This is a genomic window from Morganella morganii H1r (assembly GCF_000633515.1).
GTDB classification, from domain to species: domain Bacteria; phylum Pseudomonadota; class Gammaproteobacteria; order Enterobacterales; family Enterobacteriaceae; genus Morganella; species Morganella morganii_B.
The window spans coordinates 120,972-137,260 of sequence record NZ_AYMP01000029.1 but is presented as its reverse complement, the minus strand read 5'-3'; the positions used below and the strand labels follow the sequence as shown (position 1 = coordinate 137,260).

The 16,289-nt window shown below is 42.8% G+C and carries 20 protein-coding genes; 14 read left to right on the top strand and 6 right to left on the bottom strand.

Going from position 1 to position 16,289, the window contains the following annotated elements; genetic code table 11:
- Positions 1-68: 68 nt before the first annotated feature.
- A complete protein-coding gene (locus U868_RS26365; protein ID WP_071997724.1) occupies positions 69-269 on the bottom strand; it encodes a DNA translocase FtsK in 201 nt (66 codons plus the stop codon).
- Between the two features lie 61 nt (positions 270-330).
- Positions 331-747, bottom strand: a complete 417-nt coding sequence (locus tag U868_RS0117220) for a hypothetical protein (protein WP_025154379.1) — start codon at positions 745-747, stop codon at positions 331-333.
- A gap of 137 nt (positions 748-884) precedes the next feature.
- Between U868_RS0117220 and U868_RS24650 the strand changes: the two genes are divergently transcribed.
- The 5 genes from U868_RS24650 to U868_RS0117200 all read left to right on the top strand — a co-directional run bounded on the left by U868_RS24650 (position 885) and on the right by U868_RS0117200 (position 3,312).
- Positions 885-1,157 carry a helix-turn-helix domain-containing protein gene (locus tag U868_RS24650; protein WP_071997725.1) on the top strand — a complete coding sequence of 91 codons (273 nt, stop codon included), beginning with the start codon at positions 885-887 and terminating at the stop codon, positions 1,155-1,157.
- Between the two features lie 67 nt (positions 1,158-1,224).
- Positions 1,225-1,608 (top strand): hypothetical protein, encoded by a 384-nt coding sequence (locus U868_RS0117215; protein ID WP_162817252.1) that lies wholly within the window; start codon positions 1,225-1,227, stop codon positions 1,606-1,608.
- A 13-nt stretch (positions 1,609-1,621) separates the two neighbouring features.
- The gene (locus tag U868_RS0117210) at positions 1,622-1,978 is read left to right on the top strand and encodes a hypothetical protein (RefSeq protein ID WP_025154377.1); all 357 of its coding nucleotides are present in this window, start codon (positions 1,622-1,624) and stop codon (positions 1,976-1,978) included.
- A gap of 255 nt (positions 1,979-2,233) precedes the next feature.
- Complete coding sequence (locus U868_RS0117205) at positions 2,234-2,656, top strand: DUF2787 family protein (RefSeq protein ID WP_025154376.1); 423 nt, start codon at positions 2,234-2,236, stop codon at positions 2,654-2,656.
- A gap of 122 nt (positions 2,657-2,778) precedes the next feature.
- Positions 2,779-3,312 carry a hypothetical protein gene (locus U868_RS0117200; RefSeq protein WP_025154375.1) on the top strand — a complete coding sequence of 178 codons (534 nt, stop codon included), beginning with the start codon at positions 2,779-2,781 and terminating at the stop codon, positions 3,310-3,312.
- Positions 3,313-3,452: 140 nt separating this feature from the next.
- Here the strand turns inward: U868_RS0117200 and U868_RS0117195 are convergent, their stop codons facing one another.
- Complete coding sequence (locus tag U868_RS0117195) at positions 3,453-3,926, bottom strand: hypothetical protein (RefSeq protein WP_025154374.1); 474 nt, start codon at positions 3,924-3,926, stop codon at positions 3,453-3,455.
- A 307-nt stretch (positions 3,927-4,233) separates the two neighbouring features.
- On the opposite strand from U868_RS0117195, the gene U868_RS0117190 reads away from it, so the two are divergent.
- The 6 genes from U868_RS0117190 (at position 4,234) to U868_RS25735 (ending at position 10,461) form a co-directional block, all read left to right on the top strand.
- Positions 4,234-4,446: a helix-turn-helix transcriptional regulator gene (locus U868_RS0117190; protein WP_025154373.1), complete on the top strand. Its 213-nt coding sequence runs from the start codon at positions 4,234-4,236 to the stop codon at positions 4,444-4,446.
- A gap of 62 nt (positions 4,447-4,508) precedes the next feature.
- Positions 4,509-5,660, top strand: a complete 1,152-nt coding sequence (locus tag U868_RS0117185; protein ID WP_162817251.1) for a hypothetical protein — start codon at positions 4,509-4,511, stop codon at positions 5,658-5,660.
- A 489-nt stretch (positions 5,661-6,149) separates the two neighbouring features.
- The gene (locus tag U868_RS26010; RefSeq protein WP_025154371.1) at positions 6,150-7,652 is read left to right on the top strand and encodes a hypothetical protein; all 1,503 of its coding nucleotides are present in this window, start codon (positions 6,150-6,152) and stop codon (positions 7,650-7,652) included.
- 204 nt (positions 7,653-7,856) lie between these two features.
- On the top strand, positions 7,857-8,573 hold the full coding sequence (locus U868_RS0117175) for an HNH endonuclease (RefSeq protein ID WP_025154370.1): 717 nt from the start codon (positions 7,857-7,859) through the stop codon (positions 8,571-8,573).
- A 301-nt stretch (positions 8,574-8,874) separates the two neighbouring features.
- Positions 8,875-9,840 carry a 23S rRNA (adenine(1618)-N(6))-methyltransferase RlmF gene (gene rlmF, locus U868_RS0117170; RefSeq protein WP_025154369.1) on the top strand — a complete coding sequence of 322 codons (966 nt, stop codon included), beginning with the start codon at positions 8,875-8,877 and terminating at the stop codon, positions 9,838-9,840.
- 456 nt (positions 9,841-10,296) lie between these two features.
- A complete protein-coding gene (locus U868_RS25735) occupies positions 10,297-10,461 on the top strand; it encodes a hypothetical protein (RefSeq protein ID WP_006536548.1) in 165 nt (54 codons plus the stop codon).
- On the opposite strand, the gene U868_RS0117160 is transcribed toward U868_RS25735, so the two are convergent.
- Positions 10,458-11,075, bottom strand: a complete 618-nt coding sequence (locus tag U868_RS0117160; RefSeq protein ID WP_025154368.1) for a Fic/DOC family protein — start codon at positions 11,073-11,075, stop codon at positions 10,458-10,460. The two genes, U868_RS25735 and U868_RS0117160, sit on opposite strands and share 4 nt — an antisense overlap.
- Before the next feature lie 612 nt (positions 11,076-11,687).
- Positions 11,688-12,143: a hypothetical protein gene (locus tag U868_RS0117155; protein WP_025154367.1), complete on the bottom strand. Its 456-nt coding sequence runs from the start codon at positions 12,141-12,143 to the stop codon at positions 11,688-11,690.
- Between the two features lie 343 nt (positions 12,144-12,486).
- Between U868_RS0117155 and U868_RS0117150 the strand changes: the two genes are divergently transcribed.
- The 3 genes from U868_RS0117150 to U868_RS0117140 are packed head-to-tail and all read left to right on the top strand — an operon-like array spanning position 12,487 to position 15,775.
- On the top strand, positions 12,487-13,482 hold the full coding sequence (locus U868_RS0117150; RefSeq protein WP_025154366.1) for a hypothetical protein: 996 nt from the start codon (positions 12,487-12,489) through the stop codon (positions 13,480-13,482).
- Positions 13,482-14,624 (top strand): BamA/TamA family outer membrane protein, encoded by a 1,143-nt coding sequence (locus tag U868_RS0117145; protein WP_025154365.1) that lies wholly within the window; start codon positions 13,482-13,484, stop codon positions 14,622-14,624. Before U868_RS0117150 ends, U868_RS0117145 begins: the two co-directional genes overlap by 1 nt.
- Complete coding sequence (locus U868_RS0117140; protein ID WP_029991263.1) at positions 14,624-15,775, top strand: DUF4056 domain-containing protein; 1,152 nt, start codon at positions 14,624-14,626, stop codon at positions 15,773-15,775. The genes U868_RS0117145 and U868_RS0117140 overlap by 1 nt, the downstream gene beginning before the upstream one ends.
- On the opposite strand, the gene U868_RS0117135 is transcribed toward U868_RS0117140, so the two are convergent.
- Entirely contained in the window at positions 15,755-16,234 is a 480-nt protein-coding gene (locus U868_RS0117135; RefSeq protein WP_025154363.1) for a GNAT family N-acetyltransferase, read from the bottom strand. The two genes, U868_RS0117140 and U868_RS0117135, sit on opposite strands and share 21 nt — an antisense overlap.
- Between the last annotated feature and the right edge of the window lie 55 nt (positions 16,235-16,289).

The following is a 16,289-nucleotide window of genomic DNA, read 5'->3' as shown; positions in this document are numbered from 1 at the left end:
TCAATAGGTGCAGCAAAGCCCGATGCATCAAAAGAGCCGTAGTGAGTTGGGTATCCCAGCACTTCACGTTAATCGTATTGATTCAAAGGCGTTATAACACCGAGATAATCTAGTTGATGAATGATCCGCTCAGCACGATGAAATCCTATCCGAAAATGGCGCTGTAAACGTCTCGGTGACGCTCTGTTAATGAGAATGACATAATCAATGGCTTTCGCTATTAATGGGTCGTAACTATTGTCTAAAGTGTTGTGAGTGTCTAACTGCATAATGCCTCTTATGGAGTGACGAAAATACAGTTAATAAAACACAAAAGGGAACTAAAGGATACTACCCAATGTCTTCTTGTTTCATATTCAACGCAACTTTTAATAACGTTTTTCTTTTTTCAACGGGCAGTGATTTATAGATTTCAAGTAAGAGATTAAGGTCTGTACCTTCTGCGGACATGGTGTTTTGCTTGATGAACTCTTTTTCATCTGTGTTTAGGATCACCTTAAAAGCATCAATATGATAGAGATCGCCACGCTTGTTTGGGTTCTTCTTCCGAAGGTGAGGATGAAGCGCGGTGATAGACTCTAAGCGGACTCTAACACCTTTAGCGGTTGTCGGGATATCCATGTCTGGATATTCAGGATAATGAGTGGGATTACTGGCTTTTTCTTTACCAATCGTTGCCAATTCCCCACTGGTAAACCATTTATGAGTATCTGAATTAATTTCTGAAAGGTGCTTTTTATCAGTCATGATGATTTCTAAATATATATATATCAAAGGGATAAAATAACCACACTAGAAAGATGCTAAAATCATAAAGATACCTATTGATAATTCCCTTTAATTAGTTTCTAATATGAATGGAATTAAACAGTGGAGTTATTACCGTGTCTAACCCTGTAGCATCTCAAAAAAAGCCCCGAAAAGGAAGTGCCACGGATTGGCACCGAGCGGATATTGTGGCGGCATTGCATAAAAAAGGCATCACACTGGCGCAGTTGTCCCGGGAGCATGGTCTTTCATCCCGAACATTGAATAATGCGCTGGAAAGGTCATATCCACGCGCAGAGCAGATTATTGCTGCTGCGATTGGAACGACGCCTGAGAAAATATGGTCGAGCCGTTATACCAATAAGCTACCATTAGATAATCAAGGGTAGTTGAATAACCCAACTAGCTGCTACTACATATCCGTAGAAGTATTGCAGCATTTCTGGCGTCAACACCATGGAAAAAACCTTAATTCATTTAATTGAAGGAATAGTTATGTCTATTAAAAATAAATTACAGAAAATCCGAGAAGAAAACGAAGCCAAAGGATTGAACGATCCTGCTTTATTTAAACAGCGTTTGCTCAAAGGTGATTTTGGACTAGCGAAAACGTTTTGGTTATTTTGGTTTGTCCCTGTTTTATTACTGAATATTTGGGAGGCATTGAGTAGTTCTACAGGCACAATATTACGTATCGATGTAGTCACATTAATATGGAGTGGATGTTGTTTGTTTTTTGTGAGTAAAACGCAGGGGCATAAGGTGTGGAAAATGATTGCATTGGCTGTTATTGCACTGGATGCCGTATTTTCGGTATTAGCCTTGTCCATGTTTGCATGAGGGGATTTTCAATATGTCAAATCGATGGGGAGTGCGGGTTATCATAAGTCTTTTATTCGGATTGCTGGTGGGGTGTGATTCGAAGACACCAAATTGCAGTAGTGAAGAAACACAAGCACTTGTTCAACAAATTGTACAAAGAGAGTTAGTTAAAGCGTATCCGAAAGTCCCTAAGGATAGATTAAATTCACTGAAAGTGAGTTTGAATGCGATACGAACACAGGCATATGATACTGAAAGAGATAGTTACTCTTGTGTCGCGGATCTCATGTTTTCTCGATTGGGGCAGAGTAATACGACACCAATTACTTATACGGTTCAAAAAGTCGATAACGAACAGCAATTCTATGTTCAGGTTTACGGGCTTTAATTGGCTAATATAGCTATTCAAAAGGGGAGGAGGTGAATTTCTTTCCCTTTGCTGTTTTTCATAATATTCAATCAATATTCCTCACATGACTCATAATTATTAATATCGCATAACCACCTGATAATAAATAATTTTATTGTTTATGGTGAGTTTTTGATGTATACTATTATAGCAGTAATTACATCCATTTTTAACCAATCATGATGTGATTGCATCCATTCTTGCTAATTTAACTCTATTGAGAAGGACATAATAATGACGATTATCCAGTCAGGGCTTCGCTTGCCCATAAATCCAGCATTAGAAACGCTGTTAATGTTTGAAATACAACAATCTCCAACATCGACACTTTCCGATAATGCGATAGTTTTTAATTTTCGTGATCCGTTTTACTCTCCGGAAAATGGGGGATTTCACCCAATTGAAATACGTCTCTTTCAACTTGATAGTGTGTGGTATTACGATTACATCACCGATTTTGCGTATATGGGGACGGTATACCCTGAACTCGAAAAAGAGTTTGATGTGTGTTGGCCTCAAGGGTATCTCTATCACGTTACTTTGGGGGACGTTGATGAGCGTGCTGGTGCTGAGTTTTTTACTTTATGGCAGCGAAACTTTATTGAGTATTATCATATGGGCTGCTACACAGTGAGTATTCAATGGCAGCGTGATTAAGCCGATTTTTAGTCAGTAATGAGTATGATGCAGTAAAACCGAATAAGCACTGAAATTTTTTCCACCAGCGCTGGTGTGTTTATTCATCATCACAAAGAGATTAATGTTAAAGTGACGATGACATGACACAACCTGACCTTCTCCCTGCCAAACAAGGCCACCTTGATGGCTTATGTGGTATCTATAGCATTGTTAACGCCCTAAGCTTGCTGTATGGCACTGGAATACGTCGCCGTCGGCTCTTTCGCTACCTACTTGAACAATACCACCAGCATTGGTCTGTACTTGAATGCATTACAGACGGTATTTGTGAAATTGAGATGGATTACTTGCTGAGTACCGTGAAACGCTATAACACTAAAACGAAAGCAATGAATGTCAGTATGCCGTTTCGTTATCAACGAGGCTTCAGTAGTCATCGAATATTACAGTCCTGCCAGCAGTTTCTTGATGCCCCTACAGGGAAGCAAGCGATAATATTATGTGATCAGTATCATTGGTCTGTCATTACTCAGATTACCGATACAGAGGTACATTATTTTGATAGCTGTGAGCAGCAGGTGATAGCCCGTGACCAGTTTATGCTCAAGGCTCATGTCCGGCGCACTCAATTGATCAAATCAGCGATATATTGGCTAAAGACTGACATGGAGTGATAAATAATGGAGCGTAAGGCAGACCCCTATAAAAATAAAAGTCATAATACTAGAATTTGACATTGTCATTATTACGTTAGGAGCGTTAAAGACGCAAGTAGGCACTATATTGAGTATTAATTTATGAAACAGAAGTATAGTCATTTGTGGTTGAACTTATGAAGATTATTTATGATGTAATCAATCGAACTCATTTCTAATATACATTGTTCGCTCCATTCGTTGTAATTATTTGGAGGTGTGATGTTTTTTTTCTTTAATTTGTTTTTGATATAAGGTATGTTTTTTCCTTCATATAAGTAGTTTGAAATTAATAAGTGGGATTGATAGAGCTCTTGTGCTATTTTATTCTTCTTAAGTATTGCAGAAAAATGAGTTTCAATAGATAATCGCTGAATTAGTTCATTTATTATTATACAATATTTTTCCTTTTTATTTTCATCCTTGGTGCGTAAATTGTTAGTGGATAATTCATTTAATGTGTCTTCGGATGCTTTTGTAAAATAAATAGTGGCTGAGTACTTGCCAAATCTATCTTTTAAATTATTAATTCTTTTATCTTGCCTTTTGCTTTCTTGGGCATGGATTTTTTTTAGTTTTTGATTTTTATTCATTTTAACCTCGATAATGATTCTGGTATGACTGAATTAGGATGCCGTGAATATCACGATGTTAGAGTATAAAAGAAAAATAGTGATATTCACAGTAAAACATGTGACATTCACGTTGCCATAATAAATGATCTTTTAAGTTGATAAATTTTTAGAGGAAGCCTCATGCGTGAATTTCACGCAAAATATCCCAGTTTTAAGCAAACTAGAATGGTAATAGGGGTGTTTAGGCATTTTTAGTACCTAAAAAAGTAAAAAAAAACAATCTTGTAAATAAGAAATCCGATTCATAACGAAGAGGATTTCTCATATGAAATCATCAAAAATTCTGCGCATCAAAGAGGTCATTGTACGCACAGGTTTATCAAGAGCCACTATTTATCGCCAGATGAATAAAAAGTTATTTCCCCCAAAATTCTCTCTGACAGGGATCGGCGGGAGAGCCGTTGGTTGGCTTGAGGGATCTATCGATGCTTGGATTGCGGCACGAGCAGAGGAGGGCAATGATGATGTTTCTCTATAAGCCTGCTACAACCCCTTCATATGATCCAACACGGATAATAATGATAAGTAATGGAGGTAGCTATGACTATCTCTAAAATACAATTGGATAATTTGGATAAGTCAGTATTGATTTATAATACCTTAAATCATTATCAGATGAAGCATCGGTTTGATAAATTAAGTATAGTCGGAAATATTAAAAGCAACAGACTGGATGATTTATATAACAGGTTGAGTAAATTAAAAAGTGATGAATGTTACATTGTTAAACGGGGTAAGGCTACGGCGGAGCATATAAAAGATCTGTACCTTTATCAAATTGAAATAATAAATCGGTGTAATAAAAAGCAAGTGCTAGTCATTAATTATATTCCAACGGGAAAAGATTTTAAAGATATGGAGGGATATAAAGGGCGAGGGGCAATAAGAATAGAGATTAGTCCTCAACATTATACTACTGATGATATTACTAAATTATTTGTTTATTTAGGGAAGAGAGAACGGATCGGGAAATATTTGTATCATTTGTTAAATAGGTCATGGATAACTCGTATTGATTACGCTTTAGATATCTATGATATGCGGCTATCCGATTATCATATTGGTTATTTGGCTGCTCGTTCAGGTGAGCATTATCCTAATGAGGGCGAACTTCAAGGGCAGCTACTGGGCAGTAATAAATCGGAGTATCACTTGTCTTGCTATGAAAAAATAGATGTCGGAGATGAGCTAGTTTCGTTAAACACTTTACCTGATGAGGAATTGCAGATCAAAGTCGCTAATTGGCGTGATATTCGACATTATCGGCAATTCTTGCGTCTAGAAGTTCGTTATAAGCCCAGAAAGAGGCTCATGTTACGGGATCTCCATGGTCTTCATAACCTATTGGCGCGGATGCAGTTTTATCAAAAGCCATTATCTGCCAAAAGTGGGGACTTAAATTGGGAAGCCCTGCTCGTGAACAGGACATTGCCAGAATTGCGTCAGTATATTCAGGATACATACCCGGATACTTCTAAGAAGCAATTGAAGCGGTTGGAGAACCGATTGAAAAGCAATCAGGTAACACTTTTCAATAAAGATGACCTTTGGTGTGATTTGCATTTATTGATTGATAAATTGGGCATTTTAGGTAAGCCGCAGTATTGGCAGTTAAAATATCGGAAAAAGTGGCTTGAAAGCCAAAAATCCTCGGTTAGGCCAAGGCCAAGGCGCAGACGCATAATTATGTGATCACATGGAGAGGGCTCTTCAGTACGACGGAGAGCCTTTTTGTATCCTTTGAAATTCGGATATGAAGGATGAAAAAAACACGTCAAATTGCAGTAGGCATGGTTATTTCAGATGCCAGAGCGAGGTTGCCCGTTTAGCAAGCAGGTATACCAATACATCAGAGGGCAGGGTTATATAAGTAGGGTATACAATAGAAATATATATATGTATGAGCATCCCTATGCTCAATAATGTTTAGAAATTATCATGTTGGATGATAATCAGTATGCTCATGTTATGACAATATATAGCTATAGAATGGGGGTTCGGAGACTAGCTGTTCTGCCTATACCGTGAGTTATTGGTGTTAACGGATAGTATAGAGCTCACGGCATGGGATTTGGCGAACCCTCTATTATTGCTGTTCATATCGTCAAAAGTGGGGTTAGGGGACTCCATAAAAAAGCATTTGTGTAATTCAGTTTACTATTAACTACATGGTAAATTGAAATGAAAGCATATTGCACCGAAGATAACATTCTTGTCACTGAAACTACGCTTAAAACCTTTAAAGAGATAGTTTTAAGCGTTCCCTTTGATAATTCAGTCGATCAACGTCTAAAACCTACCTATTACCGTGATATTGCCTTGTTCTTACAGCATATTATCTGTAGTGCTACGGTTAGCAAAAATACGAAGAAAAAAGCGAGATTTAAAGGAAACAAAAAGTGGACATATTCTGTGCCGTTTCCATCTGAATTGGGGAAAAATAAAGTTCCGATGGTTTTCATGCAAAATCGAGACCTCGGCTTCCCAAGAGCATTAGAACTTTTAGCTAAAGCTAAAATCATTAAAATTTTTAGGCATAAATATTGGAATCATAAATGCCGCGAATTAGCATTATCAAAAAAGATATTAAAAGCCTTATTCCCCGGTAAACGCAAGGACTATCTTAAGCGTACAGACCGTTATACCTATTTGACGAATATTTTTGGTAAGCGCAATAAGCCAGAAACTTTGTATGAATTGATGTTAAAGAGCCCTCACAATGTAAAACCGCCCAAACATGAGACATCTAAGCGTGCTATTGAGAATAAACAGTTCAGAGAGCGTGTTACCGCTGTTTATCAGCAGTTAGAGCCTTTACCGATTAATCTTGATAAGTTACAGGCCTATTGTAATGACCATCCATCAGCTCGGAATAAAGGATTCTATGCGAATTTTATCTCTCATTTGGTAGAGGTGGGAGTTAGGGTTATCAGTGAAATACCGTTAATTGTTGAATATCAGCAAGCGTATAAAACAGCTAAGGTGGGTAGCCGTTCTTTTGAGGTGGGTACTGGTTTTCAGTATTTACCCAGCAAGATGAAATGGGTATGTTTAGCCAAAGGGTACAATTACGATATTAAAGGTTGCCAATTGGCTATCCTAGCGCAAGAGTTTAAAAAATACGGCATTAGTACCGATTCGCTATCGGTACTAGAAACAGGCTTTATCAAGGACACTCTAGGGCTAGATGATGATCTCATTAAAACTATCCGCTATGGTACTATATTTAATGTAGGCTCTGTCAGTTTGTCAGCGAAGGGAAGTATGGTGAAAAAGCTACAAAAGCTCTATTCCTACGATTCTGTATCAGGAATACTGAAACATTGGAAATCTGAAACCACAGAGCTTCACGACAGTTTAAACCAACTCCTTGACGAGTATCTAACGACAGGAAAAGAAAATAGGTATGGACTGTCTGTGGTGAATGCCGTAGGACAACCATTCAATACAACCAAGCGAAAAACAAAAAACGGGGAGTGGAAGGAGTGGCGTCGTGATGTGATGAAACGTAAGTTACTTGCCCATATGATTCAAGGCTTAGAGAGCAGAGCAGTTTATGATTATGTAAGCTCGCACGGCGGTGTCTGCGCGCTAGAACATGATGGATTCGTGAGTTTACATGAGTTGTTTGATGGTGATTGGCAACATCCATATTTAGAGATAGTGCTGAAACATGGTTGCTAATAGTAAATCGAAGTTAAAATTAATTTTGGGGGATTAGTTTGTCCTATCTCAACCGCACAGAATCATACTTAATTAAGTGACAGTTCTGTGCCAGGAGCGGAACTTGCTTACATCATGCTATGTTAGTTTGCTGGGAGCTGATCAAGATGTTCTCTGCGCCTATGCTTCAGCAACACCTTCCATAACTTTTCAAGGAATAGATAAATGGCTCGTAAATATGTTTATGGTGATAAACCAATCCGTACAACAACCGCTGAGATAGTTGAAAATGAGTTTGCTGGAAAGGCTACGGCTGCTCAGGTTGATGCAATTTTAAAGAAAAGATATCCACATTACAAAGACAATACTTATTTGAATCTGATAGTTAACGCAGTTAACTGCAATCGTGGTCACTGGAGTTTTAACAGGACAGCCAGACGAACAGATGATGCCACCCATCGCCACCATGAATATGACCGACTTTTCAAGCGAGGAAACGTTTTCGAGGTCTATGATCCCGCACTTCATGGTGTGTTTGAAATCTATGAATCTTCAGACGGCAAATGGCTAACACGTCCGGTTAAAAGTGAGTTTGAAAAGGCCATAGAAACAGCGTCTCAACTTACCTCAGAACAACGTAGAGAGAAGTTAGCTACAGCCAACACCTCGCCAGAAAGGTCCATTATAAAGAGCTATATCTTCAAGCGTAATCCCCTCGTTGTAGCAGAGGTATTAGCCTTAGCTGGAGGTAAGTGTCAAAACTGCCTACGTGACGCACCATTCAAGCGGGAAGATGGTAGTCCGTATCTTGAAGTGCATCACGTGGAGTGGCTTGCTAACGGCGGAGAGGACTCTGTTGAAAATGCTATTGCACTCTGTCCGAACTGTCACCGTGAAGCACACTACGGCGCGCTTGTGTTGAAACCGGTTAATATTAAGTAGTCTCCTTATAGCCCTCAACGTCTGCTCCTCGCTCAAAACAGCCATTTGAATTTTACATGTGGGCAGGTTCATTGGCCGCACTCAGCCAGCCGGGGCACATACTAATGTATGTTCCCTGTTTATCTTCCCTTGCCGCCCTCCTGCATCTTGAATTACGTTAGGTATAAAGAGCAGGGCATTCCGGTATAAACTCTGAATGCAGGCTTAATACGGTTTCATCCCGAGCTGTTAGCTGCAACTTGAAAGCTATAGGGTATATGGTATCGTACGCGTCAGAAATACCTTTAAAGAGCCCTTCACGGTGGAAAAAAAGAAAACCTTCCTGCAGCAGAAAAGCGGCTTACACCCGCGTAACCGTCATCGTTCACGCTATGATTTCCCAGAGCTGATCGCTAGTTGCCCTGCACTGGAGCCGTTCGTCAAGCCGAACGCTTGGGGCGACATCTCGGTAGATTTTGCCGATCCTGCGGCGGTTAAAATGCTCAACCGTGCGTTGCTGCAACATTTTTATGGCATTGAACACTGGGACATTCCCGCCGATTATCTGTGCCCGCCGATCCCCGGGCGTGCCGACTATTTACACCATCTGGCCGACCTGCTGGCGACCAGCAACGGCTGTGAGTTCCCTCGCGGTAAAGGCGTGGCGATCCTTGATGTGGGTGTTGGTGCTAACTGTATTTATCCGATTATTGGCCTGCGTGAATACGGCTGGCGTTTTACCGGTTCGGAGATTAATCCGATATCGCTCAATACGGCCAAAATGATCGTGGAAATGAATCCGACACTGAGAAATGGCGTGCGCCTGCGTTTACAAAAACACCCCGAATGTATTTTGAACGGCATCATCGGCGTGGCAGAGAAATTTGATGCCACACTGTGTAATCCACCGTTCCACAGCTCTGAACAGGAAGCGCAAGCCAGCACCCGCCGCAAACTACACAAGCTGGGTAAAGGCGAGGTAGCCGACACGCCGGTACAGAACTTTGGCGGCAAAAATAAAGAGCTATGGTGTGAAGGCGGTGAAGAAGCCTTTGTGCGTAAAATGGTAGAGGAGAGCGTTAACCTGGCGCAAAACTGCCTGTGGTTCACCTCGTTGATTTCTAAAAACACTACCTTGCCTTCGATTTATCACGCGTTGAAGCTGGTGGGTGCGGCCGAAGTCCGTACCATTGAAATGGCGCAGGGGCAAAAAATCAGTCGCTTCGTGGCCTGGACTTTCCACGACGCACAACAGCAGGTCGCCTGGGCGACAGAACGCTGGCGTTAATTTCCCTGGTGCCGGTTATTTGACTGGCACCGATAAAACTTAGCATTTCCCTTTCAATTTCTACACATCCCATGAGTCTCCTTTCCTCCCTCCTGTTTTAAATGACTGGCAGAACTAGGCAGTACTCACTGCGGCATTATTCATCGAATCCGTTTCTGCTAAAATCTATCGTACATGAAGAGGATCGGAAGTAATTCACGGTCAAGCAGCTTAGTCAGCCCCCATTTATTGGTGCTTAGAATTGTTCGTAATCCTCTATCAGAGGCAAGAACATCAGGTGGGGGCTGGATAATACAAGTGGCAGCGACCGTGAATGTCCGATCTTCGTTCAAAGCAGACGGAAATGAAGTGACATGCGCTGTAAAATTTTTAACTAGAAAAGTAATCTATGTTGCCATATAAAACAACGATGATAAAATGTACTATTACCGGTTTGAAGTGAGGCGTGAGACTACCATGAAAAAGAACGAATTAATTCAAGCAACAAGACCAACTCGTACTCAACTTATTCGCTCGGTAGCAACCTCTACAGCGATTGAAACAGGGCAGGAGTCCCGTCGCCTTGAAGAAGAAATGAAAGCGAAACGTGAGAAGTTTGGACACTTGAAACTGGCGATTTAGCTTTCTTTTAAGGCTTCGTTAACCCAATATTTCATGGGTTCATAGTTAAGGTTTAACCCTGCGTGGATTGCTGCAATATACTGTTCAGGGTGTTGAGTCCAACTTTCATAGTCTAACGGCTGGAAACCAGCTTGTACTGCCATCACATCTGCGAGTAAACGCGATAAGCGCCCATTTCCTTCCCTAAATGGATGTATCAGAATTAACTCCACATGTACCGTGGTAATAGCCTCTATGACTTGTTCTCGGCTCATATTGGTGCAAGGTGTGTACTTCGCTAGAAACTCTTTCTCGAATTGAGCAAGTAACTTTGCAACACGTCCCGCAGGGGCAAACATAAAGCCACCCTTGCTAATATTCACCGTACGTAACTGACCAGCCCACTCGTAAACATTCCCTAACCATTGGCGGTGCCAACGCTGAATAAGTGATACGGTAATTTGCTCAGTGGGAATTTGTTCTTCAAAAATGACTTGATACAGTTTTTCTAACAGGACAAGCTCTGCATCATTGATATCATCAACGTTTGAAAGCCCCAGCTTGTTAGCCAGTACCTCTTCATCAGAACCGTCAGCAAATTTTCCTTCGCTGTTAAACACATCGTATTTATTCATATAAGCGTGTTCTTGTGGTATGGGTATGAATTTTGTACGTTATAATGCTAAAAACATCAAATAAATAATAACTACCTATAAATCAACGGATTAATTAAGTGTAGGTTAAATTGTAGGTTTTTCTGGAAAATTAATAAATATCGTTACATTTCAACGTTAACACACCCATGCATCATGGGTGTATGGGAATCAAAGTTTTGGTTGTCAGTCATAAGAATTCTGTTAACACTCTGAAAGAATTACGGTTTATCAACTGCCCGTTCCCGGGATTGTCTTCATTAATATACCTAAAATAACACAGATTATGATGAAAGAGAGGATTCCTTCCCGCACTGCGGTGAATTATTGAAAAGGGTGGAGGAAGATCGCAAACCGGGGGAAGATGAGAAGATCACGCGGAAAACCGCGCAATATACGTTTACGCGGCTTCCTCATTCCGTGTTGTTCTGTTCCCTGAACAATCACGTCAGATTTATACAATCAGACACTGCTGAGAATTTAAAATAGTATATTGAATTATATTTTAAATATTAATCCAATATCCGGAGTAACGAGTTGTATCTTATTATAATATTATCCGGTTAAATTAAATAAATATTACTAAATGATATTTTATTGTTTTTCAGTTACACGAATAGAGGTTATAGTATATTTACCGCTTGCATCTTCACCACTCTGATAAAAATACAGATGTCCGGCGATAAAGAAGAAATTAAATGTCTTACGATCATCGATAACATAGTCAAATTCAAATGTACTGACCAGTCCGAGCGTTGTGGTTAAATAAACCTGCATGGTTTTACCATCTAAGTCAACGCAGCAAAGATAAGTCGTTGCAGTAACATCATCATAAGCTGACTGAATAATATCATAGTAACATCCGAAGTTTTTACTGACGATACTTTCACCCAGAGTACCGTTTTCATAAATAGGTTTGATCAGATAATTACCCTGCTCATCTTCTACCAGAAGGAAATTTTTCTTACCAACATTATAAGAGACAGTCTGTGGATAAATATGACCTAATTCACCTTTTTCAACCATCGTTAATTTTATTTTACGAGCCATAATATTACTCCTTTTATATTAATTGCACTCCGGTGTGGTGCATTTATAGTTATAAGGAAATGGCATAATGTCCGCAATGTTGAAAGTTAATGATCTTATTATTTAAATTATGTAATCTAATATAAAATATAGAGTATTACTATACGGGGGATATTATTCCCTGTATAAATTACATGTCCTGAGAGTATCTGGTTGATAATAACAATAAGTTACTGTGATTATGGATGATAATAACGTTACGCACATAGCCATTATTGCTTATTATCGCACGTAAAGTCCGGAATTTATCAAAATTAGCCGTTAGAATTCATCACCATTTAATTAAACGAAACCGGCTTATATTATGTTACGCCCGATATTTCACACTCTGATTATTACCGGCTCTCTGAGCCTGAGCGCTTTTTCTTATGCTGACGGTCCGACTCTGTCGTTAAGTGTCAGCCAGTCCGGCGGTTCTGCACAAAATGATGATGGCTCTCCTGATGCCACCCGTCCTTCTGAATCCAAATCCCGTATTCTGCCTATCTGGGGTGATGAGGCCCGCGCCCGCGGTTATGATCTTCCCGGGCCTTTTGGTGTAGGTTATAACTATATGAATCTGCGGCAGGATATTGTTGTGGATAAAATCGGGTTTATTATGCCGAAAAACCCCGGGACGGCGAGTGCATTATCAGTCGATGCGGGTCATACCCGGGAAAAAAGTGAAACCCATATGCTGAAAGTGGATTCCTGGATTTTTCCGTTTATGAACGTATATGGCTTATACGGTAAAACCAAAGGTAAATCCCACACTATGCTGAATGGCGGTGCCTTTGATCTCGGGTTTACAAAATTGCCGCTGGAATTTCTGGAAGGGCAGCCGTTTGATTTGGATTTCGAAGGTAAAACCTATGGTGCCGGTATGACGCTGGCCGGCGGATATAATCAGTTTTTCGGCACCGTTGATCTTAATTATACCAAAACCAATCTGGATATCCTTGACGGCGATATTAAAGCACTGGTGATTTCTCCGCGGGTTGGTTATGAATTTGTCTTTTCACCGTTAATTACCGGACAGGGGAACACTAAATTACAGGTCTGGACAGGGGCAATGTACCAGGATATTACCCAGCGTTTTAAAGGGGATATCAGCGGACTGAGTTTACCGGGACAATTTCAGGACTTTGTGGATGCGCTGGATGATCCGGGAATGAAATTTGATGTTGAGCAGCATCTTGCCCATAAATGGAGCAATCTGGTGGGAGCACGGTTAGAAGTGACCCGCAATTTTAATATCACTTCCGAAGTGGGCTTTAATAACCGTAACAGTTTCTTTATTTCCGGAGAGTTCCGTTTTTAATGATATGTCGTTATTGCGCCGCCGGGCTGGCATTTGCCGGTCTGGTGGCAGTTCACACAGCAAAGGCCGGTTATTTACCCTCACGGGAACAAATTGATGATGCACTGTCCGGACTGGGCAGTAATAATCAGTTTGATCGCAGCAAAACCATCGACTGGGGGGTATTACCCGGGCCGTTTTATACCCCTGAACTGGAAGCCGGTATCGGGGTGGCGCTGGTCGGCATGTATCAGGCGGATAGTGATCCGGACAGTAAAATATCCACCTTATCCCTCAGTGGTTTTGCCTCCTCAACCGGGGCTTTCGGGCTGAACCTGAATAATTACACCTATCTGGATAAGGATAACTGGCGTTTTTATCTCAGCGGCACAATCAATAATGTGCCGACGGATTACTGGGGAAAAGGGTATCAGGCCGGGCGCGTCAGTGATCATTTCGGTGAATATAAGTCACAGCAACTGCGGCTGACGCCGTCACTGCTGCGCCGTGTGGCGGATGATACTTATCTGGGGTTAGGCTGGGATTTCAGTACACTGAATGCCGCCTCGCCGGATAAACCGTTCAGCCGCTATATGGATGATCATGATTATGACCGGCATGCGGTCAGTTCCGGGGTCAGCGCCACCTTCAGTTATGACAGCCGGGATTTTCTGCCGAATGCCCGTCAGGGACAGGCGCTGGATCTGCGTTATACTTATTATGCGCCGTCACTGGGCAGTGATACGCGGTTTAATACCACAGAGATTCAGTACAACTATTATTATCCGCTGGATGATAAAACGGTGCTGGCGTTTGATAACTACGCGCGGTTTGCATCCGGAGATGTGCCGTGGGATCAGTACTCCCGTTTGGGTAACGGGCGGCAGATGCGCGGTTATTACGATGGCCGCTATCAGGATAATCATGTCTTTGCCTCACAGGTGGAGTACCGGCGCAAGCTGGACTGGCGGCACGGTATTGTGCTCTGGGCCGGCGGCGGGACGATGAGTGAGAGTGCGCGTCATCTCGGCGGCGGTCACTGGCTGCCGAACGCGGGGGTGGGATATCGTTTTGAATTCAAACCACGGATGAATGTGCGGCTCGATTTTGGTGTCGGGAAGCAGAGCAGCGGTTTTTATTTCCAGGTCGGGGAAGCATTCTGATGCGGGTATTTATCAGCGCAATTGTCATGATGGTGCTGTTATCGGGCTGTCAGAGCCGGATGGCGGATGTGCCGGTTATCCGCGCCGATCTTTCTCCGCAAACCACAGAAACGGCAGCTGAGGCATTTCCGGTTGCAGATGAGGTGAGTACGCCTGACGGGCTGCGTCCCTGCTGTGCATTCGGCTATGATCTGCGGGCAAAACTGGGGCCGGTTCCGGTGCCGTTTTACATCATCGGTAATGTATTGACCGCCGGTTATTTGGGGGAGCATGTCTACAATGACAGCTTCTGGTTTGGCGTGGCGGACGTTATCGGTCTGAGTAATGAAAACCTCGGGATCATCTATTCCCGCCACGGCGGATTTATTGATATTGCCCATGTGCGGGATACCGCTGATTACACTTATTATCTGTTCACGCAAATCTATCCGCACCTCGGTGAGGCCCGGATGCTGACTTTGCCGGATGAACTTTCTTCCCGCCGTATTCAGTTCCGTCATTTTACCCCGCCGCCGGATCCGGCAGAGCGCTATACCCTGAGTGTGTATCTTGCCGCGCGGCTCGCGTTTCGCCTGGCGGCATGGCATGAAATTGCCCAATGGTATGGCTATCACTCTGTTCCCGGTTTTTCTGAGGAAATTTCGGCATTTACCCCTGAAGATCTCTATTCCAATCTGCTGGGGGCGCGCCTTGCCATCACCTTACTGTTACAGGGGCACGGCGGATCAGTCGCTGATTTTAACCGCGGAATGGAGGGTATTCTTCCGCAGGCGCTGGCACAGCTGGATGCACAGCCCGCTGCTGTCACCCGGCAGATGTTTGACAGTATTGACGGGCTCTGGTGGGATAAACGGCAGCGGGTACCGGAGAAGTTTCTGGTGCTGCGCCGGGATTACAGTGTGAGTGATGACCGGCTGCCGTCACAGCCGGCGCAGGAAACCGCCGCCGGGATGCGGCTTGCGCTGCCTCAGCATTACCGGGGCCGGCCGCTGGCGGATTTGGCGTCATTTGAATTATGGCGGACAAACTCTCCCGGAAATCTGCCGGTAACCGCACTGCCGTTTACCGAAGCGGATTTTCCGGCACTGACAGCGCATGCGGCGGCTGAGGATAAAAAAACAGCGCCGGTGTCAGTGCAGCGAAATCAGTAACAGCGGGAGAACCCGGCCGGGCAGGGATTCCGACGGTGTTTCCCCGATGCGGATAGCCCCCTGGCGGATATAAAATGCCTCCGCATTCGGGTCGGCATCCACCAGAAGGGCGCTGATACACTGTGTCCGGGCGGAGGAAACCGCCCACTGATACAGTGCGCTGCCGATCCCCTGATGTAAATAATCCGGATGCACAAAGAGTTTGGAGAGCTTTCCGTTCTCTTCCTGGCGGTTGATGGTCAGTTGCACAACACCGGCGATTTTGCCGTTAATTCGTGCGGTCATCAGCCGCGAACGGTCAAAATCAGCGGAGGTAATGGTCAGTTCATCCCGGCAGGTCGCCATAAAGGTTTCATCATATCCCCAGTGCTGTTTTGAGCGCAGACACAGGCGGGTCAGATAATCCGCTTCATCACGCTGAGGCGGGGCGAGTAAAAAAACGGGTGCTTCTGTGGTCATAACGATCGAATCCGTGATTTTGCTGAGACGAATAATAATAGCAGATCAAATGTCA

Bases quoted from the DNA above. Each gene is read 5' to 3' on its own strand.
- U868_RS0117210 (WP_025154377.1), top strand. From the start codon at position 1,622: ATGTCAAATCGATGGGGAGTGCGGGTTATCATAAGTCTTTTATTCGGA.
- U868_RS0117140 (WP_029991263.1), top strand. From the start codon at position 14,624: ATGCGGGTATTTATCAGCGCAATTGTCATGATGGTGCTGTTATCGGGC.
- U868_RS0117215 (WP_162817252.1), top strand. From the start codon at position 1,225: ATGGAAAAAACCTTAATTCATTTAATTGAAGGAATAGTTATGTCTATT.
- U868_RS0117160 (WP_025154368.1), bottom strand. From the start codon at position 11,075: ATGAATAAATACGATGTGTTTAACAGCGAAGGAAAATTTGCTGACGGT.
- U868_RS0117205 (WP_025154376.1), top strand. From the start codon at position 2,234: ATGACGATTATCCAGTCAGGGCTTCGCTTGCCCATAAATCCAGCATTA.
- U868_RS0117195 (WP_025154374.1), bottom strand. From the start codon at position 3,926: ATGAATAAAAATCAAAAACTAAAAAAAATCCATGCCCAAGAAAGCAAA.
- U868_RS0117190 (WP_025154373.1), top strand. From the start codon at position 4,234: ATGAAATCATCAAAAATTCTGCGCATCAAAGAGGTCATTGTACGCACA.
- U868_RS0117145 (WP_025154365.1), top strand. From the start codon at position 13,482: ATGATATGTCGTTATTGCGCCGCCGGGCTGGCATTTGCCGGTCTGGTG.
- U868_RS25735 (WP_006536548.1), top strand. From the start codon at position 10,297: ATGAAAAAGAACGAATTAATTCAAGCAACAAGACCAACTCGTACTCAA.
- U868_RS0117155 (WP_025154367.1), bottom strand. From the start codon at position 12,143: ATGGCTCGTAAAATAAAATTAACGATGGTTGAAAAAGGTGAATTAGGT.
- U868_RS26010 (WP_025154371.1), top strand. From the start codon at position 6,150: ATGAAAGCATATTGCACCGAAGATAACATTCTTGTCACTGAAACTACG.
- U868_RS0117175 (WP_025154370.1), top strand. From the start codon at position 7,857: ATGGCTCGTAAATATGTTTATGGTGATAAACCAATCCGTACAACAACC.
- U868_RS0117220 (WP_025154379.1), bottom strand. From the start codon at position 747: ATGACTGATAAAAAGCACCTTTCAGAAATTAATTCAGATACTCATAAA.
- U868_RS0117135 (WP_025154363.1), bottom strand. From the start codon at position 16,234: ATGACCACAGAAGCACCCGTTTTTTTACTCGCCCCGCCTCAGCGTGAT.
- U868_RS0117150 (WP_025154366.1), top strand. From the start codon at position 12,487: ATGTTACGCCCGATATTTCACACTCTGATTATTACCGGCTCTCTGAGC.
- U868_RS0117185 (WP_162817251.1), top strand. From the start codon at position 4,509: ATGACTATCTCTAAAATACAATTGGATAATTTGGATAAGTCAGTATTG.
- U868_RS0117200 (WP_025154375.1), top strand. From the start codon at position 2,779: ATGACACAACCTGACCTTCTCCCTGCCAAACAAGGCCACCTTGATGGC.
- U868_RS26365 (WP_071997724.1), bottom strand. From the start codon at position 269: ATGCAGTTAGACACTCACAACACTTTAGACAATAGTTACGACCCATTA.